Annotated in this window: 22 protein-coding genes; 9 read left to right on the top strand and 13 right to left on the bottom strand. The window is 40.7% G+C overall.

Annotated elements, in window-relative coordinates:
* Positions 1–61 precede the first annotated feature (61 nt).
* Both ACW2QC_RS06515 and ACW2QC_RS06510 read right to left on the bottom strand, forming a co-directional pair.
* Positions 62–1,339, bottom strand: coding sequence for an amidohydrolase family protein (locus tag ACW2QC_RS06515; RefSeq protein WP_457543171.1), 1,278 nt, complete (start codon positions 1,337–1,339; stop codon positions 62–64).
* A gap of 57 nt (positions 1,340–1,396) precedes the next feature.
* Positions 1,397–2,566 (bottom strand): hypothetical protein, encoded by a 1,170-nt coding sequence (locus tag ACW2QC_RS06510; RefSeq protein WP_457543170.1) that lies wholly within the window; start codon positions 2,564–2,566, stop codon positions 1,397–1,399.
* Positions 2,567–2,935: 369 nt separating this feature from the next.
* Here ACW2QC_RS06510 and ACW2QC_RS06505 point away from each other — a divergent pair, with 369 nt between their 5' ends.
* Positions 2,936–3,241 carry a hypothetical protein gene (locus ACW2QC_RS06505; protein WP_457543169.1) on the top strand — a complete coding sequence of 102 codons (306 nt, stop codon included), beginning with the start codon at positions 2,936–2,938 and terminating at the stop codon, positions 3,239–3,241.
* A 136-nt stretch (positions 3,242–3,377) separates the two neighbouring features.
* Here ACW2QC_RS06505 and ACW2QC_RS06500 read toward each other — a convergent pair whose 3' ends face one another.
* The 4 genes from ACW2QC_RS06500 to hutG all read right to left on the bottom strand — a co-directional run bounded on the left by ACW2QC_RS06500 (position 3,378) and on the right by hutG (position 8,768).
* A complete protein-coding gene (locus tag ACW2QC_RS06500; RefSeq protein ID WP_457543168.1) occupies positions 3,378–4,709 on the bottom strand; it encodes a YjiH family protein in 1,332 nt (443 codons plus the stop codon).
* A 135-nt stretch (positions 4,710–4,844) separates the two neighbouring features.
* A complete protein-coding gene (gene hutI, locus ACW2QC_RS06495) occupies positions 4,845–6,149 on the bottom strand; it encodes an imidazolonepropionase (RefSeq protein WP_457543167.1) in 1,305 nt (434 codons plus the stop codon).
* A 3-nt stretch (positions 6,150–6,152) separates the two neighbouring features.
* Entirely contained in the window at positions 6,153–7,826 is a 1,674-nt protein-coding gene (gene hutU, locus ACW2QC_RS06490) for a urocanate hydratase (protein ID WP_457543166.1), read from the bottom strand.
* Between the two features lie 24 nt (positions 7,827–7,850).
* Entirely contained in the window at positions 7,851–8,768 is a 918-nt protein-coding gene (hutG, locus tag ACW2QC_RS06485; RefSeq protein WP_457543238.1) for a formimidoylglutamase, read from the bottom strand.
* Positions 8,769–8,944: 176 nt separating this feature from the next.
* Here hutG and ACW2QC_RS06480 point away from each other — a divergent pair, with 176 nt between their 5' ends.
* On the top strand, positions 8,945–9,853 hold the full coding sequence (locus ACW2QC_RS06480; protein ID WP_457543165.1) for a LysR family transcriptional regulator: 909 nt from the start codon (positions 8,945–8,947) through the stop codon (positions 9,851–9,853).
* A gap of 271 nt (positions 9,854–10,124) precedes the next feature.
* A complete protein-coding gene (locus ACW2QC_RS06475; protein ID WP_457543164.1) occupies positions 10,125–11,327 on the top strand; it encodes a cytochrome P450 family protein in 1,203 nt (400 codons plus the stop codon).
* A gap of 159 nt (positions 11,328–11,486) precedes the next feature.
* Here the strand turns inward: ACW2QC_RS06475 and ACW2QC_RS06470 are convergent, their stop codons facing one another.
* Both ACW2QC_RS06470 and ACW2QC_RS06465 read right to left on the bottom strand, forming a co-directional pair.
* Positions 11,487–13,004, bottom strand: coding sequence for a sodium:solute symporter (locus tag ACW2QC_RS06470; protein ID WP_457543163.1), 1,518 nt, complete (start codon positions 13,002–13,004; stop codon positions 11,487–11,489).
* 90 nt (positions 13,005–13,094) lie between these two features.
* The gene (locus ACW2QC_RS06465; RefSeq protein WP_457543162.1) at positions 13,095–13,964 is read right to left on the bottom strand and encodes an N-acetylneuraminate lyase; all 870 of its coding nucleotides are present in this window, start codon (positions 13,962–13,964) and stop codon (positions 13,095–13,097) included.
* A gap of 159 nt (positions 13,965–14,123) precedes the next feature.
* Here ACW2QC_RS06465 and ACW2QC_RS06460 point away from each other — a divergent pair, with 159 nt between their 5' ends.
* Genes ACW2QC_RS06460 through ACW2QC_RS06445 form a run of 4 tightly spaced genes read left to right on the top strand, consistent with a single transcriptional unit; the run spans position 14,124 to position 17,058 of the window.
* Complete coding sequence (locus ACW2QC_RS06460; RefSeq protein WP_457543161.1) at positions 14,124–14,816, top strand: FadR/GntR family transcriptional regulator; 693 nt, start codon at positions 14,124–14,126, stop codon at positions 14,814–14,816.
* Complete coding sequence (locus tag ACW2QC_RS06455; RefSeq protein ID WP_457543160.1) at positions 14,813–15,490, top strand: FadR/GntR family transcriptional regulator; 678 nt, start codon at positions 14,813–14,815, stop codon at positions 15,488–15,490. Before ACW2QC_RS06460 ends, ACW2QC_RS06455 begins: the two co-directional genes overlap by 4 nt.
* 10 nt (positions 15,491–15,500) lie before the next feature.
* On the top strand, positions 15,501–16,379 hold the full coding sequence (locus ACW2QC_RS06450; RefSeq protein WP_457543159.1) for an ROK family protein: 879 nt from the start codon (positions 15,501–15,503) through the stop codon (positions 16,377–16,379).
* A 1-nt stretch (position 16,380) separates the two neighbouring features.
* Positions 16,381–17,058, top strand: a complete 678-nt coding sequence (locus ACW2QC_RS06445; RefSeq protein WP_457543158.1) for an N-acetylmannosamine-6-phosphate 2-epimerase — start codon at positions 16,381–16,383, stop codon at positions 17,056–17,058.
* Between the two features lie 100 nt (positions 17,059–17,158).
* Here the strand turns inward: ACW2QC_RS06445 and ACW2QC_RS06440 are convergent, their stop codons facing one another.
* From ACW2QC_RS06440 to ACW2QC_RS06420, 5 genes are all read right to left on the bottom strand, one after another.
* On the bottom strand, positions 17,159–18,814 hold the full coding sequence (locus ACW2QC_RS06440) for a M4 family metallopeptidase (protein WP_457543157.1): 1,656 nt from the start codon (positions 18,812–18,814) through the stop codon (positions 17,159–17,161).
* A 290-nt stretch (positions 18,815–19,104) separates the two neighbouring features.
* The gene (locus ACW2QC_RS06435; RefSeq protein ID WP_457543156.1) at positions 19,105–20,457 is read right to left on the bottom strand and encodes a tripartite tricarboxylate transporter permease; all 1,353 of its coding nucleotides are present in this window, start codon (positions 20,455–20,457) and stop codon (positions 19,105–19,107) included.
* A 2-nt stretch (positions 20,458–20,459) separates the two neighbouring features.
* Positions 20,460–20,705, bottom strand: a complete 246-nt coding sequence (locus ACW2QC_RS06430) for a hypothetical protein (protein ID WP_457543155.1) — start codon at positions 20,703–20,705, stop codon at positions 20,460–20,462.
* 96 nt (positions 20,706–20,801) lie between these two features.
* Positions 20,802–22,067 carry a hydroxymethylglutaryl-CoA reductase, degradative gene (locus ACW2QC_RS06425; RefSeq protein WP_457543154.1) on the bottom strand — a complete coding sequence of 422 codons (1,266 nt, stop codon included), beginning with the start codon at positions 22,065–22,067 and terminating at the stop codon, positions 20,802–20,804.
* 501 nt (positions 22,068–22,568) lie between these two features.
* Entirely contained in the window at positions 22,569–23,525 is a 957-nt protein-coding gene (locus ACW2QC_RS06420) for a carbon-nitrogen hydrolase family protein (protein WP_457543153.1), read from the bottom strand.
* Positions 23,526–24,114: 589 nt separating this feature from the next.
* On the opposite strand from ACW2QC_RS06420, the gene ACW2QC_RS06415 reads away from it, so the two are divergent.
* Together ACW2QC_RS06415 and ACW2QC_RS06410 are read left to right on the top strand one after the other, a co-directional pair.
* Positions 24,115–24,963, top strand: a complete 849-nt coding sequence (locus ACW2QC_RS06415) for a gluconate 2-dehydrogenase subunit 3 family protein (RefSeq protein WP_457543152.1) — start codon at positions 24,115–24,117, stop codon at positions 24,961–24,963.
* 16 nt (positions 24,964–24,979) lie between these two features.
* The gene (locus ACW2QC_RS06410; RefSeq protein WP_457543151.1) at positions 24,980–26,737 is read left to right on the top strand and encodes a GMC family oxidoreductase; all 1,758 of its coding nucleotides are present in this window, start codon (positions 24,980–24,982) and stop codon (positions 26,735–26,737) included.
* The last annotated feature ends 251 nt before the right edge of the window (positions 26,738–26,988 follow it).

Here is a 26,988-nt window from a genome sequence, read left to right as displayed (position 1 = left end):
CAATATCTGCATCGTGGCGCGTTTGGTGGGTGGGACACTTAACCTGTCCCCATGTCCCGCATTATGAATGTACGGTTATGTTTTGGTTTGCGTGTTTTCCGAGTAGGGTTTTTTCTACTTTTCCGTTTTTCATTACGACTTGGATTGTGTCATTATTAGCTAATGACTGGATGTTGTCCAATGGATTTTCTTTTACAACGATAATGTCTGCTAGTTTTCCTTGCTCGATTGTTCCTACCTTATCTTCCCAACCTAAGCATGCAGCAGCAGTTTTCGTGGATGCGACAATCGTTTCCATTGGTGTCATGCCGCCATCAGCCATCAAGCCAAGTTCTCGTAAATTTGTACCATGCTTCATTACACCAGCATCAGTGCCCATTGCAATTTTTACACCTGCTTTATATGCTTTCGTAAAGCTTTCCTTATGCTGTTCAATTACTTCCTTGGATTTTTCCACGGCGGTTGCTGGCATTCCTACTTCTTCGGCCGTTTCCAAAACCGCAACTGGCGCGAGCAACGTTGGCACTAAATAAGTTCCATTTCGAAGCATTAGCTCAATAGCCTCATCATCGATAAAAATACCATGTTCAATTGAATGAATCCCTGCTTTTACTGCATTCTTGATCCCTTCTGCACCTTGAGCATGGGCCATTACTTTTACTCCTTTTCGAAAACGACCTTCCTCGACAATGGTTTTTAATTCCTCTAATGAAAATTGCGTGAATTCAGGGTGGTCGGTCGCACTTAGAACACCACCAGTAGCATGGACTTTAATAACTTCTGCACCAGCGCGTAGCATTTCACGTGTTTTTTTCCGAACTTCCTCGACGCCATCACATTTTCCATTTGGCATTCCCGGATAATCGGATGGTAAAATATCCATTACATTGCCTGAAACGGTATAGCCATCACCATGTCCACCAGTAATTGTTAGGGCATTAATACTTAGTTGCAACCGCGGCCCAGAGATAAGCCCATCTTCAACTGCTTTTTTTACACCTAAATCTGTTCCCAACGCATCTCGAACCGATGTAATTCCGGCATGCAGTGTTGTTTTCAAATATTCGGCCGCTTTATAGTACATGAAGGAAAATGGTGTTGCCAATTTCTCAGCAGGTGACTGATATTCCATCATCATATGCACATGGGAATCAATGAGCCCCGGAAGAATTGTTCCACCTTGAGCATCAATCACCGTTTCTTCACCAGTTGCAGAATAATTACTTTCCGATCCTACATAGACGATACGCTCGCCATCGACCACCACAATATGATCTTTCTTTACTTCTCCGCCATTCCCATCAATTAACAATCCGTTTTTAATGATCTGTTTTTCCATTTTTATATACCCCCGTTTTGTAATTTTTTTAAAAAGCTTACTAAGTTAGTAAAATCTCTACAATGTCTGTACTAGAATACCGGCTACAACTACCGATGCAACTGTCACTGTGGTAAAACCGCCAATTAACATCGGTGCCAATAATTCATCAAAAATCTGTATTTCCTCTTGTTTGTTCCTAGCAACACTTCTAGAAACCTCTTCACAAAGAAGGTAGTCACCAGGAAATCCAAAAAGGGCTGTTAATGCGACTGGCATGCCTTTGTACGGATGCCATTTGACCAATTTTGATGTGACATATCCACCAAGAGCAATTCCAAATGTGCCTATCAAAAGGATTAAGAGAATTTTAGGCAAATTGTGTAAAACATCTGACGGGGATACTCCCGCCATTTGGCCGATAACGACAAAAATAATGCCGATCATCACAATTGTAAATGAATTTGACTTTTCAAGTGTTTTCGTCTCAAAGAATCCAAGCTTGAGACCGACAATTCCAATTGCTAAGCACCATAGACTGTAATGAATCGGTGTTAATTCCCCAAGCGCAACACCAATTGCCGCTCCGACAAATACAAAAAATAATTTTAGCGTCATACTGGATTTCAGCGGATTTGCCTTCTGCTCCTTCGCTGTTTCCGAAGTAGCTGCAGTTTCATCGGCCATCGAAACAAATGTCCCATTATCCATCTCGGCCTGAATCCGGAACGCATATTTTCGCATAAAATTCATCGCCAATGGCATTCCCATTACCCCTTGAAAAGCAACAACTAACGCCGGTATAACAATTAGCGTTTGCAGTCCAATTTCCGTCAATTTTTCGGAAGTAATGATTAACGCAATAATTCCCCCACTAAGTGGACCAACTCCAGCAACTGCAGTCGGATAGTCAAAAATCAGCGGGATAATTGTCAAAATCAAAACCCCTGATACAATAATTCCTCCCAAGGCAATGACAACGGCCTTTATTTGACTTTTCAAAAGTGAAAAAGGAATCATCGTACCCATATGCAAAATAGCGGGACCAATAAGGATGGCACCCAGAGCAGGAAATTGTGATTTTTCCAGAATGTCTTCAGGGAAAATACCTGTCCAAACACAGACCAAAAATCCTACCATTGCTGTCAACAACATTGGAATCCTAGCCCTGGAAATAATAGATAGCCACTCACCTAGTGCAATTAAAGCGAAGATCAAAACAGTAGCAATTACCGGATTTCCTAACATATTAGCCCCCCTTTAAAAATAATTCCCTATAATATATCACTTTCACCATAGCTTGTCTACACACTTTTTAGACTATTCCCTATCATGTGAATAGTAGGATGGTTGAGGCCGGCGGTGGGACATGGGGACAGGCGGGACATGGGGACAGGTCCCTTGTCCCAGATATGATGTGCGGGTGAATAGGGGGGAACAGTTGATGGGGAGCGGGGATAGCGAACTATTCCCTAAGAGAAAGGAGTGGGACACCTAACCTGTCCCCACGTCCCAGTCATGTCACTCCGCGAACACAGGTCCCGTGAATAATTTTATTGACTGCTCCGATACTATTATAAAATCGTGTTTAGCAAGTGAATGTGGAGGGATTTTAATATGGGGTTGTTTGGAGATAAAGATGATGATGATAAAAAGCAAACGAAAGAGGAAAAGAAGCTTCAAAAATTCATGGATAAATATCAGCTTGAAGATTTAGATGAAAAAGATTTAGTAGTGCTTCAACGCATTGCCAATGATCTTGTAGGTAACAGTTTTTTCAAGACTGGTATGGCGTTAAGCTTTGCCAAAGCTGAGGAGCAGGCAAAAGTGACGTATCTTTCTACACTAGTCGAACAAAACTGGATGATTATCCGACAATTAAGCAGAATGAACAAAAATATCGAGGATCTTAAGAAATCATAAGTGCGGGGAGCTCGGGACGTGGGGACAGGTTTCTTGTCCCGGGCGAGAACAGCGTTGTGGCGCGTTTGGCGGGTGGGACAGCTAACCTGTCCCCACGTCCCACTCGCCGCACCTTGTCCCCATGTCCCCGCACTGGTTACAACAGCAAATAGGCGATGGGTGTGGCGATTAGGATTGTTAGGATTGTTCGTTCGATCCATATTACGAGTAATTTCGGTATGCTTATTGGGATTTCGGTGGATAAAATACATGGAACTAATGCTGAAAAGAATATTATTGCGGAAACCGATAGGACGGCAACCACAAATTTCGTAACAAGTGAAGCTTTTGCCACTAGCAAAGCTGGTAAAAACATTTCAGATATCTCAATTGCTGATGCTTTTGCAGCTAGAAGTGGTTCTGGCAATTGGACGAGCCATGTAAACGGCAAGAAAATGTACCCAACGATATCAAATACAGGTGTATACGTTGCTAAAATCAGTCCTAGCAACCCAACTGATAAGATAGATGGCAATATCGCGGCAGCCATAATGATCCCGTCTTTCAAATTAATCCATACATTTTTCATAAGCGGCAGGGAATTTTCCGATGCCGTCATTCCTTGTTGCCATGCTGTCTTGAAGAGATTACGTTTCATTATTTTTTCTGGCGATCCTTCACCATCATAATAAGCATCACTTATTTTATTTAATGGCCATATCCGAACAGTGATAGCTGTCACAAGAAACGTAACTACTAATGTTACCCAAAAGTAAATATTCCATATATCCATTATTCCTAGTGTTTTTGCCACAACAATCATAAATGTCGCGGAAACAGTTGAAAATCCTGTTGCAATAATCGTTGCTTCTTTTATCGTGTACTTTCCTTCTTTAAATACTTTGTTTGTAATTAGTAGACCGATCGAATAACTGCCGACAAAAGAGGCAACAGCGTCAATTGCCGATCGTCCCGGTGTTTTCCAGACTGGACGCATAATCGGCTGTACCAACACTCCAATAAATTCCAGGAAACCATACCCAACCAATAGTGCCAAAAACACAGCCCCAATCGGCACTAAAATACCAACCGACGTCACCAGACTATTAAACAGGAATGGCCCCATATCCGGGTCAAACAGCCAATTCGGGCCAAAATCGAAAACAAGCATAAACGCTACAATCATCCCGATAATTTTAAAAATGGACAAACCCATATTGACTGCATCTTTATTCCACGTTCCATTCACAAATGGATAAATTGCACCAAAAATAATTACAAGCAAGATGTAATAAGGAACCACAGATGGAACACTTTCCTCAACAAACGTCACCATATGATCTAGTGGAATTGTTGAAGTCCCATTTAATGTAATAGGAATGAAAAATGTAAATGCACCAATGAAACTATAAACGATAAATCTCAGGATGTTTTTTCCGTTTGTCTTTTTCTGCTCACCTCGCAAAACAACCTCTTGGGAATTTTCCATTGCAGAACCTCCTGATTATAACTTTGTTGGACACGAGGGGACACGGGGACAGGTTTCTTGTCCCAGGCGAGAACGGCGTTGTAGCGCGTTTGGCGGGTGGGACAGCTAACCTGTCCCCACGTCCCACTCGCTAACCTATGCCCCGGTTGATCCGGTGGCTGGGACACCTAACCTGTCCCCATGTCCCACTACCGTTTCGCCTTCTTTAATTACGGCATCTACGTGATTCATCCCGTATTTGTATGAGAGCATTAAGTAGTTTGGTACGTTAAAGATGGTGATGTCTGCTTTTTTTCCTTCTTCGAGACTTCCGATATTGTCGGCGCATCCAATTGCATGGGCGGCGTTAATGGTGGTTGCTGTAAGTACTTCTTCAGGGGTCATGCCCATTTTCAAGCAGCCTAAGTTCATGATGAATTGCAGTGATAATGTTGGTGATGAACCAGGATTTGCGTCTGTTGATAATGCGACGGGTACACCGCTATCAATTATTCTTCTTGCTTGTGCAAACTCGGCCATTAGGAAAAATGCTGTGCCTGGCAGTAATACACCAATCACATCGCGTTCAGTCATTTGTTTGATCCCTTCTTCTGAGGCCTTTAGCAGATGATCGGCTGAAATCGCCCCTACTTCTGCTGCTAATTCAGCACCTCCATAAGGTTCAATTTCATCAGCATGTATTTTTGGAATAAGTCCATGCTTTTTCCCTGCTTCTAAAATTTTTCGCGATTGTTCTGGTGTAAAAACGCCACGTTCGCAAAATACATCATTGAATGTCGCGAGTCCTTTTTGTGCTACGACAGGAATCATTTCGTTCACAACCCGATCAACAAAAGCTTCCGGGTTCTTTTTTTCATCAACGGGAACAGCGTGGGCACCCATAAAGGTCGAAACGATATCAATTGGATGTTCTTCATTTAATTTTTTGGCGACCTCAAGTTGCTTCAGTTCATGTTCCAACGACAATCCGTATCCACTTTTTGCTTCCACAGTCGTTACACCATATTCAAAAAATGTGTCCAAACGTTGCTTCGATTCTTCATACAATTGTTCAAAGCTAGCTTCCCTTGTCGCTCTTGTCGTCGCATGAATCCCACCACCAGCGTTCATGATTTCCATGTAGGATTTTCCTTTGAGCCGCATGGCATATTCATTTTCCCTTGTGCCTGCATGAACAAGATGGGTATGTGGATCGACCAACCCTGGTGTTACCGTTTTATTTGTTGCGTCAATGTGCTCCGCTTCTGCGATTAAATGTTGATAGTCCTGTACAATGGCATCATGTTTTCCAACCGCTAAAATTTTCCCATCCTTTGCGAGCAAGCTGCCATTTTCTATCACATTCAGTTCACTCATGGCGCCTTTTTTCGCTGGTTTAGCTGTATGACCTTTCATCGTAATTAATTGTGCAGCATTTTTTATAAAAACTAATTTTGACATCATTTATTCTCCTTTATTTCTTAACATTGGGATGGTAACCCCTTTTTCTCGCGCTGTTTCCTCAGCAAGTTCATACCCTGCATCAACGTGTCTTGCTACGCCCATACCGGGGTCTGTTGTTAGCACTCTATCCAAACATTCTTCCGCGTCTTTCGTGCCATCCGCAACAATCACCATACCAGCATGAAGCGAGTATCCCATTCCGACGCCACCACCGTGATGAACACTTACCCAACTGGCCCCGCCAACACTGTTGATTAGCGCATTTAAAATTGGCCAATCTGCAACCGCATCACTTCCATCTTTCATTCCTTCTGTTTCTCGGTTTGGGGATGCAACCGAGCCGGAATCAAGGTGGTCACGCCCGATCACAATTGGTGCTTTTAGTTCTCCGCTCGCAACCATGTCATTGATAATTTTGCCGAACCGCGCACGCTCCCCGTATCCAAGCCAGCAAATTCTGGATGGTAACCCTTGAAAGCTGACTTTTTCCCGTGCCATTCGAATCCATTTGCATAAAGACTCATTGTGACTGAATTCTTTTAAAATCACTTCATCCGTTTTATAGATATCTTCCGGATCACCGGATAGCGCTACCCAGCGGAATGGCCCCTTGCCTTCGCAAAACTGTGGCCGAATATAAGCCGGCACAAAACCAGGGAAGTCAAACGCATTCTCGACACCCTCATCTTTTGCAACCTGACGTATATTGTTCCCGTAATCAAATGTTACGGACGCTTTTTCCTGCATGGCAAGCATCGCTTCTACATGACGGCCAATGCTCTGTTTGGATTGTTTTAAATAGTTTTCCGGATCCTTTTTCCTTAAATCTGCCGCTTCTGCTAGTGACAGATTTGCTGGTACATATCCATTAAGCGGGTCGTGTGATGATGTCTGATCCGTTAACACATCTGGGATAAAGCCTTTTTCTATCATCTCTGGCAGTAATTCAGCCGCATTTCCTAACAATCCGATTGATCGAGCTTTTCCCTCGTTGCGGGCTTCTTTTGCCAGTTTAATAGCTTCATCTAAACTATCTGTCTGTGTATCTAGATAATTGGTTTCCAAACGGCGGTCAATCCGATGCTGATCAACTTCAATCGCAATGCAAACGCCTTCATTTAAAGTGACAGCTAACGGTTGTGCACCCCCCATGCCACCAAGGCCCGCTGTAACCGTAATCGTCCCTTTTAAGCTGCCGGTGAAATGCTGTCTTGCACATTCCGCAAACGTTTCATACGTTCCTTGTAAAATTCCTTGACTCCCAATATAAATCCAGCTTCCCGCGGTCATTTGTCCGTACATCATGAGACCCTTCTGATCCAATTCGTTAAAATGCTCCCAGTTTGCCCATGCCGGTACCAAGTTGGAATTAGCAATCAATACCTTTGGCGCGTCTTTATGGGTGCGAAAAACAGCAACAGGCTTACCAGATTGAACCAATAATGTTTCGTTATTCTCAAGCGTCTTCAACTCTCGCACAATTGCCTCGTAACATTCCCAATTCCGCGCAGCTTTTCCAATCCCGCCATACACGACTAATTCATCAGGATTTTCCGCAACCTCAGCATTCAGATTATTGTTCAGCATTCGTAAAGCCGCTTCTTGTAGCCACCCTTTCGTATGAAGCTTTGTTCCACGATATTGTGCAACCTTACTATCCGCTTTCGTAACCATCAAAACATCTCCCATTCGTAATTGTTATCGTTGTATTTTCTCGCTAAAACTTTTCATCGTTTCCGCCACCAAATATGCGGCCAGGCGCACCGTTTTGTTGTTTTCATCAACTTTTGGGTTTACCTCAGATATATCAAAACTTATGGTATTCTCTTTTGCAGCAATATACGTCAACAATTTTTTTACGATTTTTGGATCCAATCCTAATGGTGTCGGTGCACTTACGCCTGGCGCTGCTGAGGCGGTGATCGAATCCGTACACAATGTCATGATGACGTAATCGTATTCTTTCGCAAACGCATCAATTTTTTCAAATGTGTTTTGAATGTTTGTCAGATTAATATTTTCCTCAAGGACGTATTGACAGTTATACTTTTCCGCTGTTTCAAACAAAGCTGCCGTATTGCCAAATCGCTGAATCCCTAGGCATAGATACCCTGCATTTTGGTTACCTTCCAAAATTTGTCTAAACATCGTTCCGGAAGAGGGTAATGCATCTCTGCGCAGATCAAAATGCGCATCAATGTTTATAATGCCGATTGTCTTGTTGGCTCCTACATATTTCCTTGCTCCAACATAATGCCCATAAAGTGTTTCATGACCACCACCAAGAATGATTGGGGTTGTGGAATGAAACAATAACTCGTGAACCTTCTCCCCTAATTCTGCCTGTGCCTTTTCTAATTGATCATTTTCACAAATAACGTTTCCATAATCGAAAACTTCCTTATTATGGTTGAGGTTGTACGGCAGTTTTGCTAGCTGCTTTCTAATTTCATCAGGACCTAAACTAGCCCCAACTCTCCCTTTATTCCGCCTAACCCCTTCATCACTTGCAAATCCAATCATTGCAAAAGCACGATCGCTTTTTGTTATCGTATCAATATGTTGGAGTTGAATAATTTGATGGAAACGAAAATCAGCTGCATCCTCGCTATCAATTCTCCCGCTCCAAAGATTTGTGTTTGATAATTTATAGATAGTTAACCACCCTTGCTTTACTTTAAAGTATTATTCTGAATTTATTTTCTTTATGTAAAATTATAATTAGTTTATATTATAAATACAAATACTTATTTGTTATGTTTCAATAGTTTTTGTCTATAGGAGGTCAAATAGTGGATATAAAACATTTACAATATTTCGTGGCAATCGTGGATCAATCAACATTTACCAAGGCTGCCAATGCGCTTCATATTTCCCAGCCATCATTAAGTGTTGCAATGAAAAGGCTAGAAAGTGAAGTTGGCTTTCCTTTAATTGATCGAACCTCACGAAATATACGGATTACAAAAGAAGGAAAAATAATGTATCAAGAGGCAAAAAAGCTGCTGAAGCATTATGAAAATGTATCCGATGAAATGATTCGTTTGAAAGAAGAAGGCCCGCTTGAACTGTCAATCGGACTGATCGAATCCTCGATGTTTTTCGTGCCAAAAATCTTAACCGTTTTTAAGCAGGAGTTCACCAAGGTTCGCGTTAGTTTGCTCGAAACGTTAAGTCTGAGCGATGTGGAAAAGGCGTTGAATAATTTTGATATTCACGTAGCTATTACCAACCAGTACATTCATAATTCAGATATCGAAACAATACCCATTTACAAGGAAAACTTAGTTGCACTCCTCCCACCTGGTCATCAATTGGAAAATAAAGATTGCCTCCAGCTGACGGATTTTGCAGGAGAAGATTTTATTGTCAGTAAAGAGGGTTTTCAAACAAGAAATGATATTTTAAATGCGTTTAAGAAATCTGGTGTGGATTTAAATATTCAATTTGAGATTGAGCGATTTGAAACATGCTGCAGTTTGGTGGAAAACAATTTAGGAATTACCATTATCCCAGAAAACTATGTCCGCTATTCCAAAAGATCCAACTGCAGCATCAAACCAATTGACGACCCAACCATCTCCAGAACCGTCTACCTAGCATACGACAAAAACCGGTATCTATCACCATTAGTAATGAGTTTTATAAAATCAGTAAAGGAGTGGGACATGGGGACAGGTCTCTTGTCCCACGCGAAATGAGCGCCGGGATGCGGTGTGCCGGGCGGGACGCGGGGACAGGTTTGTTGTCCCAGGCACAACACCCGCCATACAAGGGATTCGGGGTGGGACACCTAACCTGTCCCCATGTCCCACCCGCATTCCACCGCCATACAATGGTGGGCGGTGTGGGACTTAGGGACAGGTTCCTTTCCCATATTCAATTAGGGCGAATGAATCAGGTGTTCAAAGGAAAAGCTATGGTATTATCGTTGTAACGAAATAAGCTTTTTTATGAAAGGAGACGCACCAAATGAGTTCCATCGATTCACTTAAAAGCACTTTATTTACAAAAGCGTTTACACCAAATCCTTATCCTGCATATGCGCAGTTAAGAGAAGAGGAGCCAGTTACACGTGTGCTACTTCCAGATGGTCAATATGCATGGATCATAACAAGATATGAAGATGCACTTGAGGCTTTAAAAAATCAAAAGTTTATCAAGGATTTTACAAAACTTCAAGATAATGGTGATATTGGCGGTAGCAGTGTATTTAGCGAAAATATGCTCTTTGCTGATATGCCTGACCACAAACGATTGCGCGGGCTAGTTTCAAAAGCATTTACCCCACAAATGATTGCAGGGATGAGGGATCGTATCCAAGAAATCAGCGACGAACTTCTTGAAGAAACCACCGGGCAGGACAAAATGAACCTTATTGATGCGTTTGCCTTCCCACTACCGATTATCGTCATTTGTGAAATGCTGGGAATTCCAGCAGAAGATCGTGATAAATTCCGTATCTGGTCCAATTCCATGATTGAAGGATCAAATGGTAAATATGCCCAAGACATCCAACAACACATGAGCGATTTTGTTCAGTACCTTGGACAAAGATTCGCGACTGTACGGGAAAATCCAGGTGAAGACTTGATCAGTAAGCTCATTATTGCCGAAGAACAGGGGGATCAGCTAACAGAAAAAGAGTTATATGGTGTCGTATCACTTTTGATTATTGCTGGACATGAAACAACAGTAAACTTTATCGGTAATAGTGTCTTAGCTTTATTAGAGAACCCGGAACAACTTGAATTACTGAAAAGCCAACCAGAATTAATCAAAACTGCAATTGAAGAAACACTTCGATATAATGACCCAGTTGAGTTTAGTACATCCCGCTGGGCAGGGGAAGATCTGGAATTTAAAGGACAATCCATTAAAAAAGGCGATCTAGTTATTGTGATTCTTAATTCAGCAAACCATGACCCAAATCAATTTAAAGACCCAGAAATCCTTGACATCACCCGGGAAAAAAGTAAACATTTGGCTTTCGGAAAGGGTATTCACGCATGTTTAGGCGCACCACTTGCTCGTTTGGAAGGCGAAATTGCTATCACCAGTTTTTTCAAACGCTATCCAAATGCCCAATTGAATGTTGACAAAAAAGATCTGGAATGGAGATCAGGGATGGTCGTTAGAGGGGTAAGAGAATTGCCGATTTTATTGAATGGGTAGGTGTAAGCATGGGGACGCGGGGACAGGTTTGTTGTCCCACGTCACTCCCCCCGCCAAACAAGAGAATCGAAGTGGGACAACTAACCTGTCCCCATGTCCCAGCACCTCCCCATGTCCCAGCAAAAAAACGGATCCTTTTTAGGGATCCGTTTTTTTAATTTAGCTAACGTTTGTGTGTGGGTTAACGTATGTGTCGTTTTTTGTGTAAATTGTAAGGCCTGTTGTATTTTTGTTGTACTTAGGGAAAAAGAAACTAGCTACGTAACCAAATACAAATGATGAAAAGAATGACACTACACTAATTGCAAATGGTGTGAGATTCGTTTGTTGGATAAGGTAAGATGTAATGGCACTTAAAAGTAATCCGATCAATACCCCTGGTGCATTCGCACGTTTTGTAAAAATACCAAGTGCAAATATACCCGCAATTGGTACACCAAATAATCCAGTCATAGCCAAGAATAGGTTCCATGTTTCTGCACGATTTGTTGACACTAAATATAATGCAGCGGCCATTCCAAGGATCCCTGTAATAATAATAACTAATCTTGCTAGCCATACATCATTGGATTTCTGCTTTTTATTAAAAAACCGTTGTTTAAAGTCGACAACTATGCAAGCTGACATACTGTTTAAGCTAGACGAAATAGTTGATTGACATGCCGCAAATATTGCTGCGATTAACAAACCAGCTACTCCAACAGGTAATGTCGTTACAATAAAATATGGCACAATTGCTGAAGTGTTAAATCCTTCTGGAAGTGCTTCCACATTTGTATAGTAACTATAAAGCACAGTACCCATTCCATAAAAAATCGGGATTGTAATAAGGGCTAGAATTCCGTTTGTCCATAATGATTTACGCGTCTCTTTTATCGAGCTTGTTGTTTGATAACGTTGAACAACATCTTGACTTGCTGTGTATTGGTGTAAATTGTTAAAAATCGATCCTATAAAGATGATCGGAATGGCTGCAGCAGCTGTACCAAATTGAAAGTTTTCAAAAGTAATTAGTTTATCATCTGCCATAGCATCGCCAATCACAGTAGAAAATCCGCCATCAATAGTAGTGATTCCTAATACAAGAACTAGAAGAGCGCCACCAAGAAGCAATATACCTTGTATAACGTCACTCCAAATAACACCTTCCATACCACCTAAAAATGTATAAATAATACATAACCCACCAACAACGGAAGCGATTACAATTGGATTAATATCTGATACAGAAGTAATCGCCAATGTAGGTAAGTAGATGACAATGGCTACACGGCCAATGTGGTACAGTACAAATAACAAACTACCAATAATACGAAGCGACGGGCCGAATCGTGCTTCTAAATATTCATACGCTGTTGTTACTTTTAGTTTTTTAAAGAAAGGAATATAAAAGTAAATCAATACTGGTATTATTGCGAATATTGCAAGGTTACCCGCAGCATAAGACCAATCAGTTAAGAATGCCTGCTCTGGTGTTGACATAAACGTAATTGCACTTAATGTTGTAGCATAGATACTAAACCCTGCTGCCCATGCCGGTATCTTCCCGCTAGCCTTAAAGAATGCATCGGTATTTTTACCGGATCTCTTTGTAAAATAAACACCTACACCTAACATAGCGATTAAATATACAACTAACACAATCCAGTTACCTGTACCTAATCCTACCTTATCCATTAAAGTTTCCCCCTTTGTTTCCGTTTACATTTATGAATATTTAAAATTCATTTACACAAAAGCGCGCTAACGCTTTTGTGTAAATATAACTTATAGTCCAAAGTCATTTACAAGCTGTTTAACTTCTTCTTTTTTACCTGAATCAAATGGACTCATCGGTTTTTTACAAGTTCCAGCGTCAATACCCTTTGCATTCAACACTTCCTTAAGCGTTTGGTATAGCCCTAGATCCAACACCTTTTCGATAAGATCATTTGTGACATGTTGTACTTCATATGCTTCGTCAACTTTGCCTTCATGACATAATTCAAGAATTTGTTTCGCTCTTTTACCATTGATGTTGTATGTACTTCCGATTGCCCCATCAACACCAGAAATAGCACCATAAATTAACATTTCATCAAATCCGGAATAGATAAGTTTGTTTGGATAACGTTTTCTAAGACGTTCTAGCATATATAAATTTCCATCTGTATATTTTACGCCAATAACTTTTTCATTTTTGAAGAGTTCATCAAACTGAGCCAAGTCCATGGATACACCTGTTAATGCTGGGATCGCATAAATAATCATGTTGTTACCTGTAGCATCAATAATGGTTTCGTAATAATTTTTAATCTCTTCAAATGTAAATTTATAATAAAATGGTGTCACCGCTGACAGACTATCATATCCAAGCTCGGTTGCATATTTCCCTAGTTCAATAGCTTCATCCAAATTAATGGAACCTACTTGTGCAATCAATTTAACTGCACCGTTATTTTCTTCACTTACTATTTTAAAGATGGTTTTCTTTTGCTCAGTTGATAGCATAAAGTTCTCACCAGAGCTACCATTCACATATAATCCATCTACCATTTGCTGATCTATGTTTTGTCTAACGATTTCACGTAAACCTTGCTCCTTAACCGCACCACTCTCATCAAATGGTACAAGCAAAGCTGAAAATATCCCCTTCATGTAAACTCCTCCTAGATAAATTAGTAAAACAAAGTTATAATATTGTCAGACCAATTTTGTTGGTACTTTTATAATAGAATTCAACGATTAAAAAGTCAATAACTTTTAAGTAAGGGGTTTCATTTTGTTATGGTATCATTTACATAAGAGGTGTTATATATGGGGATACAGAAAACTTCATTGGTAGATATCGTGATTGAAAGAATAAAGGATCATATCTTAAAAAATGGACTGAAACCTGGCGAAAAATTTTTATCAGAAAAGGAACTCACTGACCAGTTACATGTTAGCCGGACTGTTGTTAGAGAAGCATTGATATCACTTCAATCAGTAGGAATCGTAACAGTAAAGGCCGGTGGTGGTGTTTATATCGCTGATGCAAAGCTTGGCTCCATCAGTACCATATTGAAACATCACTACGAAACCTATGGCGTTAAAATTAAGGAATTAGTTGAAATTAGGAAAATCATTGAGCTTGGAGCATTACGATTGATTATCGAAAAACAAATCGACTTAAATATTAGCCAGCTTAACGACATAAACGAATCTTACTATCAAACAATTATAGATAAAAAAGACACAAAAAAATTTGATCGATTATTTCATCAGTCACTTATTAAGGCCACTGATAATGAATCATTTTATAACTTTAGCGAAATAATTAATGAGTACTTTTCACTTGTAAAAATAGATTTAATTCAAAGTGAAGATGCCCTGATCAAATCTTACAGGGAGCATGCAGAAATTATAAAAGCTTTAGAGGATTGTAAATTACCGTACGCACAAAAAATTATGACCAATCACTTTGAACCAATTTTTACCTTTATTAATCAAATGGAGGGAAAGTTGTGAAATTAGATCCGATTCATGCAATAGAAAGAAAATCGCTCAAAAAGACAATTATCCAGGAAATAAAAAAATATATGATTGACACCCAATTAAAATGTGGTGACAAGCTCCCGACCGAACGCAAATTCATGGAAATGTTCGGTTGCAGCAGATCTGTTGTTAGAGAAGCCTTGAGTTACCTCGAAAACACGGGCGTGATAACCATTACGCAAGGCAAAGGTGCTTTTTTAAACGAATCCAATATAGGAAATCTTTTAAGCAACTTCTTCTTCCTTTGGCAAATAAATGGTGGGAAAATCCAGGACATTTTAAGCTTACGAGTCATCTTTGAATCAAGCGCTATTGATGAAATTGTAACAAACAATAAGGAAAATGAATTACTGCATTTAAAGAACCTAGTAAAAGAAAGTAAAAAAGCAACAACCTTATCCGAATTTAGGGAGAATGATATTGCCTTCCACAAACAGTTACTTAAAGCAACGGCGAATGATTTATTTATCCAAATGACAAATATGATCACAAGTTACTTTTTCGAGATCAAGCATATAAATTTGACCATGGATGAATATAAAACTACAATCGAAGACCATGAAAAGATTGTGGTAGCATTGGTACGAGGTGACGCGATTCAGGCAAAATCATTGCTTACAAAACATATTAATAACACAAAGGTTTAGGAGGACAATTATGGAAGCAGAATACTTATCTATTGATATCGGTGGTACTTACATCAAATATGCTTTCATGAATGATGAGCACCAGTTACATGGCCATCAAAAAGTAGAGACAAAAGAAAATACAAATAATGCGATACTGAAACAGATTGAAGATATTATCAAATCTGCAACTAGCAACTATACAGTTAAAGGCATAGGAATTAGCACAGCTGGCATTGTTGATAGGGAAAAGGGCGAGATTATTTATGCCGGGCCAACGATTAAAAATTATAAAGGTACAGCATTTAAAGCGCATTTATCTCAGTTGTTTGACTTGCCCATTCATGTGGAAAACGATGTGAATGCTGCTTTATTGGGGGAGCTCTGGAAAGGTGCCGCCAGTTCTCAAGATCATGCGTTCTGCATTACGCTAGGTACAGGCATTGGTGGTGCTTATTATCATGATCAATTAGTGGATGGGTTTCACCATCAGGCAAACTCGGTTGGATACCTATTATATGATAAAGAAACTGGTACAAATTATGAATCCAGAGCATCGACCACAGCATTAAATCAATTGATCAACAATGAATTGGGTGGTGGTATATCAACAAAAACAGTCTTTGACCGTGCAAAACGCGGGGATGAAAAGTGTATGTCCATTATAGAAACATGGGCTCAAGAGGTTGCCAAAGGATTAGCGCAAATCATTATTATGACCGACCCGAAATGTATACTTATCGGTGGTGGTATTTCCAAACAAGGCGATCATTTACTCAAGCCAATTCAAAAATATATAACACAATTTTTACCAAGTAATTTTCTGAAAGCAGAGCTAAAAATTGCGCAATTATTTAATAATGCTGCTTTATACGGTGCTGTTTATCCATTTTTCAAGGAGGAATTTTAATATGTTACAAGCAGTTAAAGGTGGGTTGATCGTATCCTGCCAAGCATTATCTGATGAGCCATTACATAGTTCATTTATCATGTCAAAAATGGCTTTAGCAGCTAAAAAAGGTGGCGCAAAAGGGATTCGGGCAAACACAAAAAAAGACATTATTGAGATCAAAAAAGAAATTAATTTACCAGTGATCGGGATTGTGAAACGTGATTACGCTGACAGTCCTGTATTCATCACTGCCACTTTTGCAGAAATTGATGAGCTGCTGGAAAGTGGATGTGAAATGATAGCATTAGATGCCACACATCGCAAAAGGCATGAAAATATTAAATTGAATGAATTAGTGAACTATGTTAGAGAAAAAAATGCAGATGTTGAGTTGATGGCAGATATTGCTACATTGGAAGATGCAGTAATGGCTGAAAAGTTAGGCTTTGATTGTATTTCAACAACATTGCATGGCTATACAGAAGAAACAACTGGTAAGAAACTGTATGATAATGATTTTGAATTTTTACGGACTGTACTAGATAACGTTACAATACCAGTTATCGCAGAGGGTAATGTAATAACACCAGAAATGTTTAAAAAGTGTATGGAACTAGGCGCCTATGCAAGTGTCGTTGGCGGAGCAATCACACGCCCCAAAGATATTACAAAACGATTTGTTGAAGAAATTGAATAGATAAGAGATGGGACGCGGGGACAGGTTTCTTGTCCCACTTACAATCCCCCGTCGAACATGGCTTACGGCGCGGGACACCTAACCTGTCCCCACGTCCCACCTAGTAAATTCCTACTTGGTCGAATCCGTTGGCTACTGCTGTGTATTCGGGGCTGTTTTCTCCGTAAATGTCAGTTGCTGATTGTTCAATGGCTTTGCGGGCATCGCTAAAATCAGAAGTTGGTGTTAAATAAGTAGATATTGCCCGGTAGTATATCTGCCCAAGTTTTTGCTTGCCAATTTGTTCGCCAATCAAGTAGGCAGCATGGTTGGTAATGGACGAGTTTACGTGGACTCCACCATTGTCAACCGATACTGGCATGTCATAAAATTCATCCATATGTTCTGGGTACCTTCCGTCTCCATATGGGGCTCTTTCTTCAGACACCTCAAATTGATCCGGATTGCTTAGGCTGCGTAATGCTGTTCTTCCCTCTTCTTTTGCAGCTGGCGCCATAATGTCTTCACCCATTTCCCAGTCATCTTCATCAATGAGCGCACCAAATACGTCTGCAAATGACTCGTTTAGTGCACCGGATTGGAAGCGATAGTTTAAATTTGCCGTATGCGTGATAACACCATGCGTCATTTCGTGAGCAGCCACATCGAGACCGGCTGCAAGTGGCACCATGAACTCACCATCTCCATCTCCATACGTCATATAGCGGCCATTCCAAAATGCGTTGTTATAATTAGTACCATAGTGAACATATGATTTAATAGCCATTCCCTTACCATCAAGGGAGTTGCGCCCGTGCTCATTGAGGTAATAATCATAGACCTTTTCCGAATTGTAATGGGCATCTACAGCCGGTCCTTGGTATTCGTCTTTCCACGAAGCACTTTTATTTTCAAAAACCTTCCCCGTATTAAAATCATACGTATAAATGCCTTCTAAATTCTCGTGGGATTCATCATATAATTTAAATGTAGTACCTTGCTTGGGCAACTTTTCTTTTGTAGTATGCAAATGTCGTAGTGTGCCAAGTACCCCTTCCCCAACGCCTTTATGCGCCTTCGATTTCATCTCATTAGCATGTAATAACGCATTGTATTGATCAATTACTTCCCCCGTGTTAGCATCAACGAAGACAAACCAGTTACCAGGCTCTTCTCCTAGGTAGTTAACATTGATTTTATAGGCCAAACTATTTTTTCCCTCAAATGGATATACAATAAGATCTGTAGTGGGCGTGTAAGTTAAATTCTCTGGGGCATTCACAGATGTTTTGGCCGCTTGTAAAGCTTGGTCAGCTGTAACAGCAGCTTTTGCGTCGATAGCAGCCTGTTCAACATCTTTGTTATGGTGACCGTTGACTGCAACAATCTCGTTGTCCTTATTATAATGGACAATAACTTCAGCACCTTCTACAGGTACTCCATTTTTTGTTTGCTTAAGGCGTACGTGCGTCATTCCCAGATCATCTTCCTGGACACTTTTCACATTTAAATTTTTCTTTGGATTCTTAATCCCAATCTTTTCCTCATTTTTATCCAAGTAATTTAGTGCATTGGACGCATTACTAGCAGAATGTTTCGCTGCAAACTTTTCCTTGACAAAAATAGGGACATTCGCTTTTTGATTCCACTCCTTTTGGGCTTGTACACTGCTAGAAACACTAGACTCTTGTGGCGCTGCCAAAACATTACTCATAGAGACAGAACTTGCTAATAGTGCAGATGATAGAACGGCAGGAACAATATACTTTTTCTTCAACCAACATACCTCCTAATAGATTAATAACTTCATTATAGAGGTATAAACAAACTATTTCATGATTAATAGTAATCATTTTAATATTTAGATAATTAGGACATACGGTCGGTTTCTGGGACGTGGGATCAGGTTTCTTGTCCCAGTTGATGGATGGCGGAAAGCAAGGACGGGTCCGTCATTCTGTACATCAGCGGAGTGGGACGGAGGGACAGGTCCCGCGTCCCACGCGCGATCCCCCATCAAACAAGGCGGGAGAAGCGGGACACCTAACCTGTCCCCACGTCCCGCATTCAGCTTAGAACTCCTAGGAGCCATGGTGCGGCGTATAGGATCATGAAGAGGACGCCATAATTGACTCCGTTTTTATGCAATAGGCCTGATACAAGGGCAATTAAGATCGTTCCGAATATATTTATCCAGCCGGCGTCCATGTATGCTAGCATAACGACAAGGCTAGCAAAAAGTCCGATTAACGCTTCATGTGGGATGTATTTAAATACAAATGCACATATTTGACTTGCATATTTTATCGTTACATAGAAGGTAATCAGTAAAGCGATAACAGCTCCGATGATAGTTGCTGTCATAATTTCTCCCATTGATAACAAATGATGAATGTTATGTTCTGGTGTAAAAACAGGAGGTGCGTTAAACAAACCAGCTGCAGGACCGATAGCCATTGGTGATAAAGGCAATCCAATCGCAATTAGCGGGACTAAGGTACCAGAAATATAAGAAGCATTCGTTAACCCATCCATTGTCGAAATTGCTCTTGATGCTCGTTTAACTGGATCCTTGACATGTCTGGTTAAGAATTCCCCTAAAAACACCGTCATCCCAACCGGAGTGAGAAAGAACGTAACCGATCCTATAAAACTACCAACCGCAGATGATGCTGATTCTTTTTTCGTTAAAATTTTAAACGGATTCGGAATCCCCTTTTCCTTTTTAGAGTTTTTAAAACTAATTTGCTTATTCCCGAGCTTTGGTAATTTTTCACGATGTTCTTTATTTAACAGTTCAAATAGCTTAAATGCAATGGGACCGATTGTAATTCCTAGAAAAAAGGATACAAAGACCGTAACATCTGGAGGTACGATATCGAGCCCCCAATATAAATGACGCAGCCCTTGAATAAGCAAGGCAAATGGAACAATAATTGCTAACGATAAGATTTTATTTTTCGTCATTAACGCTAAGAATATGGCACCTAAGAAAAAGATTAAACCAGCATAGTTACTAATTTTATCAGCATACGGAAGAATTAAATTAGCAATTAAAAAACTTGCAGGTATGGAGACAAGCGTTCCTATGACAGATCCTGAAGACATTTTTTTAATACTTACATCTGGTATACCATGAGCTTTTAATACCATCGCATGTTCTACCATCGGCGCCGCCATAACTCCACCAGGTATTCCTGCAATTGCCACGGGAATAGAATCAGTTAACTTCTTAGCAACAATAGCCGCGATAAAAAAGGCTAAAATCACATAAGGTGAAATCCCTAGAAGAGCAAGCGCAATCGTGACCGGAGCTAAAACAGCTGTTTCGTCAGTTCCCGGAGCGATTCCAATTAGTGTGTACAGCACAGCCCCACCAATGCTTGCCAAAATCATTTGAACAATAATCATCATATCCAAGACTAATCAACCTCCTCTTGTTTGGATATATCCCGCTTCGGCTTGATTATAATACTACTAATTATAAAACCAATTACGCCGCCGATAAGTCCTAAAATTAACGGTTGAGGTGCCTCTCCGGGCGCTAAGATGTATCCACCAAGAGCAAAAACAATGCATAGTATCATTGAAATGCCAAGATCTTTGATTTTTACATTGTCTCCCCAAATATCTACGTAATTTTTGTTTTCTTCACTCAAACATCTCACCTCCTTTTATTTATCTGATTATAAACCTGGGCAAAAAATATGCAAATAATCTATAAGAAAAAATCTTGACTAAATCAGAAAAATCCCCTCAAATCGTTAGTGATTTTGTATTTGCTGTACAAAATTTTTGATGTCATCAAAACGAAATTTTTCATGCTGAGTTGCCAGCTCAACAACTTGGTCAATTTGCTCCTCTTTAGCCCCTGCCACCTGAGCCATATTTCTTGCATGCAGTTTCATGTGCCCTCTCTGAATACCTTCACTAACAAGAGCCTTAATAGCTGCAAAATTTTGCGCTAGCCCTGTTGATGCGATGATTGCCGCTAATCTTTCAGCAGTTTTGACTTGCAAAATTTTCGTTGATAACTTGGCTACCGGGTGTGATTGTGTCGCCCCACCAATTAATCCAACCGCTAGCGGGAGCTCAATTGTGCCAATGATTGAATTATTCTCCCCTAGTTCCCATTGTGTTAAGGGACGATACCTACCAGAAACGGCAGCATAGGCATGTGCCCCTGCTTCAATTGCTCTCGTATCGTTTCCAGTCGCCAGTACAACAGCGGAAATGCCATTCATAATACCTTTATTGTGTGTTGCTGCCCGGTACGGATCGGCAAGTGCCAGCTGATGAGCACTGATAAACTTTTTCATAGTATTTTGATCATGCTGAAATGGGTTTTCAAATGTTGCTCTCGCCCGCACAATCCGCTGATCAGCCAGATTCGATAAAATTCTTAGAACAACATCACCACCAGTTATGTTTTCAATTAAGGGTGTAGCCGCTTCAGCCATCGTATTGACCGCGTTAGCCCCCATTGCATCTTTTGTGTCAACTAATAAATGAACCACAACCATCTTTTTACCGTCTTCGGCTTGAATGATTTGTACATCTAAATCCTTCGCCCCTCCTCCAAACGATACAAGGGTTGGATCTTGTTCATTGCAAAGCTGAATAATTTCCGCCTTATTTTCATAGATCCGGGCCAAGGCGCCATATGGATCCGGCAAATTGATAACCTGGATTTGCCCACGCATAATGGATCCCGTGTATGATGTAGTAAATCCGCCCGTATGATAGGTTAATTTTGCAGCATGACTGGCAGCTGCAACTACCGAGGGTTCTTCCGTAGCCATCGGAACAAAACAGTCTTTCCCATCAACTTTAAAATTGACCGCAACACCTAATGGCACCGGTAAATACCCAATCACATTTTCAATCATTCGATCCGCATGCTTTGTTGTAAAACCCTGTTCGCCTCTAATAATCTTTTTTTCATTATCCGTTAACCCAAGAATAGACACTAGTTTACTTAAACGCTGCTCCGAGGATAATTTATAGAATCCGGAAATAAATGAAGACACAGTGAATCCTCCTTAATCATTATAGGTGGGACATGGGGAGACTTTGGGACATGGGGACAGGTCCCTTGTCCCACCCTAAAATTAGCGTAGGCGCGGGATACAGCGTGGGACACTTAACCTGTCCCCGCGTCCCACTCAGTTAAAACACTCATCCCCCCATTATCTTTTTATATTTATAATTATTCCATCTTTCACTTCAAAAGTACCAAATAATTAGTGAATTTCAGAAAAAAATTTGTGGGAAAATGGTACGAATTAAGTGATCGACGTATGTTAGAACACAAATTTTACAGATTGGTATTTAACTTCAATTGATCAACACTTCCACTTATTGGAGGCCTATATTCCCTGTTCAAACATTTTCAAAGCCAAATATTAGATTGAGGTTCCCGTTATAAATACAGAAAACAACTCATTCCCCGTCCTATTAAAGGCACGGCAAATAACCCCCAAATTCACAGCTTGAGTTTATTTTGCACCACTTTAATCTCAAATCACTTATCATCCCTTATCCCAAATCACATTTTCCTGCTTTGTTTCATTAACAGACAACTTAAAAATATCAGGTCGCGAATAATGGCCGACAACATCAAAGTCAAATTTTCCCTCTGCTATTTTTCCTAAATCAATATCACCATAAATTATTTTTTCCTTGCCAAAAACAGGCTCAGCTATATAGTCACCTAAAGGATCAACTATGCAACTGCCACCCCGCGTCAATTCATTGGGTAATTTTTCAAATTCATCTCGGGAGGCTATTTCTTCCGGAAACATTTCTTTGGTCATATACTGATTACACGATAGAACAAAGCATCTTCCTTCTGCAGCGATATGCCTCATGGATGCAAACCAGGTATCACGAGCATCAGCTGTTGGCGCAATATAGATTTGAACCCCTTTCGCATACATCGCGGTTCTGGCAAGCGGCATATAGTTCTCCCAGCAAATAAGCGAGCCAATTTTTCCGTACGGTGTATCAAAAACAGGCATTGTGCTACCATCACCCTCGCCCCAAATTAATCTTTCCGAACCGGTCGGCTTCAACTTTCTATGCTTCCCTAGTAATTTGCCATCAGGTCCAAAGAACAATGCCGTACAATAAAGCGTACCTTGGCTGTAATCACCATCTTTTTCAATAACCCCAATCACAACATATGCTCCCGCTTTTTTCACAGCCTTGCCGATTTGTTCAGTCTCAGGTCCTGGTACTGTGATCGAGTTGTTCCAATAACTGTAAAAATCTCTTCTTCCTTCACTCGTTCTACTCCCAACTACCGCGCCAAACGACATCCCACGCGGGTACGCCGGTATAAAAGCCTCTGGAAAGACAATAATTTTCGCATTATTTTCCCCAGCCTCTTCTATTAATCTAATTACCTTTTTAATCCCTTTGTCCTTATCCATCACCTCTGAACCAGCCTGGACCACCGCTACTTTGAATTGTTTTACCTTATTCAAATGAATCATCCCCTTCCTAACATGCTAGTGATTACCTGACCTAATTGCTGTGATTATATTAGTATCGTAATATTCAGTTAACTACCACTATATTTTATCATACTCTGATATCTCCCATATACAAAATTCTGTTTGGTTATGTTGACTCTATTTACTGTATCTGCAGCATAGTTAAGCGCCTGTTCATTTGTAAAAGAAAGTTCGATAAAACGTAGGGGATAATCTCATGGCTGCTAGACCGCAAATAATGGCACCTGTAAAGAATCACCTTTTGCAATAAATCCAATGTTCCTTGGCTAACCTCTAAAATTGCATACGATAATCCATAGCAAACTTCCCTAAAAACTCAGCGCACCCAGCCAACACCGTCCAAATAAATGGCAAATCTATGTGGGAAAAATTGGTGGGACAAGGATCCTGTCCCCACGTCCCACTAGGTGTTCTTCTGTCCGAGTGTCTTGCAGTAAGGTTTTTACCCATATCATAAAGCCGGGACACTAAACCTGTCCCCATGTACCGGCGCTCCCATGTTCCGGGCGTATAATTTAGGTAATTTAGGTAAAAATAGGAATGGATAAAGGAGGTTATCGTGTTGGTGGATAAACATTCGGATAATAATAAGGAAGGTCATGATCCTAGTCGTCGCAGGTTCATCAAGAACACTGGGATGGTTGCTGGTGGGGTGGTTGGTGGCTCCCTGCTTGGTGGTTTTTTAACCGACCAGTTTATATCGAAACCAGAAACACAGACCGGGAGTGATAAACAAAATCAAACAAACTTCCAAGAGGCACGGCAATTTTTTACCCGGTTGGAAGATTTCCATGTGCTTGCGGCAGCTACAGAACGGATTTTTCCCAAAGATAAAAACGGTCCGGGCGCTATTGAGCTTGGAGTTCCCTACTATATTGACAAACAGATGGCAGGTCAATGGGGTAGAAATGCCAGGGATTATCGACATGCACCTTTTTTAAAATTCAAACAGGTTGAAAGCATGAAGGGGAAGGAAGAAGAAAAACACCCAACGAATCCACCCTTTCTTGTCAACAAACCCGAAACAGAGCTACAACGCCATCAATCGCGTTTGACCAGAGGGGAGATTTTTATTGAGGGATTGAGAAAATTAAATATGGAAAGCAAAAAACGCTTTGAAAAGACGTTTGATAAAGCCGAAAAGGATCAGCAAATTGAATTACTACAGGATATGGAAAGCGGAAAAATCCAATTAGTCGGTGTAGCCGGAGAAAATTTCTTTACTTTACTGCGTCGAATGACATTGGAAGGTGCATATTGTGACCCATTATATGGCGGAAATAAAAACATGGATGGGTGGAAAATGAAGGAATTCCCCGGTGCCCAAGCATCATACGCCAATATTATTGAAAAAGAAGATTTTGTAAAAATAAAACCGATAAGCTTAACAAATTACCAAGGACATTAAGACAAGGAGGGATTCAATGGCAACAAAACTGGAAAAAGTAGATGCAGTAATTGTAGGTTCTGGTTGGGCAGGCGGGATTGTAGCCGCTGAGCTGTCCAAAAAAGGGTATAAAGTAGTTGGTTTAGAGCGTGGAAAAGATAAAAAACACGAAGACTACATAGGCACAAAAGATGAATTACGTTTTTCCATGCGCTATGAGATGATGCAAGATTTAACGAAGGAAACAATCACTTCACGAAATAGTGCAGATAAGACGGCGTTACCTGTTCGTACTAATGAAAACGCCTTTCTAGGGACGAACACAGGCGGAGCTGGCGTCCATTGGAATGGCCATAATTTCCGCTATCTACCGTATGATTTTGAAATTTATAGTAAAACCGTTGAACGCTATGGCAAAGACAAAATCCCAAAAGGCATGACTATCCAGGACTGGGGCGTAACGTACGACGAAATGGAAAAGTACTATGATAAATATGAAAAAACGGCCGGAATCTCCGGGGAAGAAAATCCGATTGGACCGAAGCGATCGAATAAATTTCCAAATCCGCCGATGAAGGATACCCCGTCGATCAAGCTTTTCAAGAAGGCAGCAAAAGACCTTGGCTATCATCCGTATCAAATTCCATCTGCCAATGTTACACAGCAATACACAAACCCTGACGGGGAAACGATTAACGCTTGTATGTACTGCGCCTTTTGTGAAACATATGGATGTGACTTTGGTGCAAAAGCTGATCCGATTATAACGGTACTGGCTACGGCAAGGAAAACCGGAAATTACGAATTGCGTAATGAATCTACTGCCACCAAAGTTATCCATAATGGCGACCGGGCGACAGGTATTTTGTACGTCGACAACAAAACTGGCCAAGAATATGAACAACCCGCCGATATCGTTGTACTTGCAGGATTCGTTTTTACAAACACACGATTGTTGTTGTTATCAGATATTGGCCAACCTTATGATCCAAAAACTGGAAAGGGAATTATAGGCAAGAACTTTACCGGGCATTTCAGTAACGTTACCTATCTTGGTGCCAGAGGTTACTTCGACAAGAAAAAGTTCAACAATTTTGCAGGCGCGGGTGCATTGGCGGCCACTCTTGACGACTTCAGTGGCGATAATATTGATCATAGTAAATTGGACTTTCTCCATGGATTTGAACCGCATATACGGGTCATGGGAAATAGGCCGATTGAATACAATTATGTCCCCGATGGCACACCTACATGGGGCGAGGAATTTAAGAACAAATCACTGTTTTACACAAACCGGACACTTTATGTTGATGCACAGTCTGCGGCACTACCATGGGAATCTAACTACTTGGATCTTGATCCGACATATAAAGATTTCATGGGCAATCCGCTCTTAAGAGTGACATATAAGTATCATGATCAGGACCGGAAATTAGGTCAGTACGCAATTAAACGATCAACTGAAATTATGGAAAAAATGGGTGCTGACACCGTTGACCCTGACAAATTACCAGATGATACAGAGTTTAATAATTCCTTTCCAAACTCACACAATGGTGGCGGCGCAATCATGGGACCCGATGAAGCCACATCTGCAGTTAACACCTATTCACAAATGTGGGACATGGAAAATTTATTTGTTGTAGGCTCATCATCTTTCCCACATTTCAGTAACTACAACCCGACCGAAACAATCGGAGCATTCGCCTACCGCGCCGCAGAAGGAATGGACAAATACCTAAGCAACGGCGGCGGCCTACTAACCAAAGTAAAGCAAAAACAAAGCAACGTCTAATTGGGACATGGGGGTGGGACACAGGGACAGATCCCTTGTCCCGGTACACCGGTTAACAAAGCATTGTTTACTATGTATTTGCAATCATGTAAGTGTCTGTTTCTTTTAATATATCCCAGTACAACAGAAGAACAGGGCTAGGGACGGTTAGATCGCTTCTAGTCCCGCTCTGTTGCCTAAACCAGCCAACGTTTACCGATAAATGATTACATTCCAATCCAGTCCTTACTTTTAAAGAAGATTAGAATTCA

It is taken from the genome of Virgibacillus sp. FSP13 (assembly GCF_054048505.1).
This window is presented reverse-complemented; position numbering and strand designations above follow the sequence as displayed.

What these genes read in the sequence shown, in the direction of transcription:
- ACW2QC_RS06445 (WP_457543158.1), top strand. Translation starts at nt 16,381, where the DNA reads ATGTTACAAGCAGTTAAAGGTGGGTTGATCGTATCCTGCCAAGCATTA.
- ACW2QC_RS06460 (WP_457543161.1), top strand. Translation starts at nt 14,124, where the DNA reads ATGGGGATACAGAAAACTTCATTGGTAGATATCGTGATTGAAAGAATA.
- ACW2QC_RS06450 (WP_457543159.1), top strand. Translation starts at nt 15,501, where the DNA reads ATGGAAGCAGAATACTTATCTATTGATATCGGTGGTACTTACATCAAA.
- ACW2QC_RS06515 (WP_457543171.1), bottom strand. Translation starts at nt 1,339, where the DNA reads ATGGAAAAACAGATCATTAAAAACGGATTGTTAATTGATGGGAATGGC.
- ACW2QC_RS06465 (WP_457543162.1), bottom strand. Translation starts at nt 13,964, where the DNA reads ATGAAGGGGATATTTTCAGCTTTGCTTGTACCATTTGATGAGAGTGGT.
- ACW2QC_RS06510 (WP_457543170.1), bottom strand. Translation starts at nt 2,566, where the DNA reads ATGTTAGGAAATCCGGTAATTGCTACTGTTTTGATCTTCGCTTTAATT.
- ACW2QC_RS06470 (WP_457543163.1), bottom strand. Translation starts at nt 13,004, where the DNA reads ATGGATAAGGTAGGATTAGGTACAGGTAACTGGATTGTGTTAGTTGTA.
- hutU (WP_457543166.1), bottom strand. Translation starts at nt 7,826, where the DNA reads ATGGTTACGAAAGCGGATAGTAAGGTTGCACAATATCGTGGAACAAAG.
- ACW2QC_RS06410 (WP_457543151.1), top strand. Translation starts at nt 24,980, where the DNA reads ATGGCAACAAAACTGGAAAAAGTAGATGCAGTAATTGTAGGTTCTGGT.
- ACW2QC_RS06505 (WP_457543169.1), top strand. Translation starts at nt 2,936, where the DNA reads ATGGGGTTGTTTGGAGATAAAGATGATGATGATAAAAAGCAAACGAAA.
- hutI (WP_457543167.1), bottom strand. Translation starts at nt 6,149, where the DNA reads ATGTCAAAATTAGTTTTTATAAAAAATGCTGCACAATTAATTACGATG.
- ACW2QC_RS06475 (WP_457543164.1), top strand. Translation starts at nt 10,125, where the DNA reads ATGAGTTCCATCGATTCACTTAAAAGCACTTTATTTACAAAAGCGTTT.
- ACW2QC_RS06500 (WP_457543168.1), bottom strand. Translation starts at nt 4,709, where the DNA reads ATGGAAAATTCCCAAGAGGTTGTTTTGCGAGGTGAGCAGAAAAAGACA.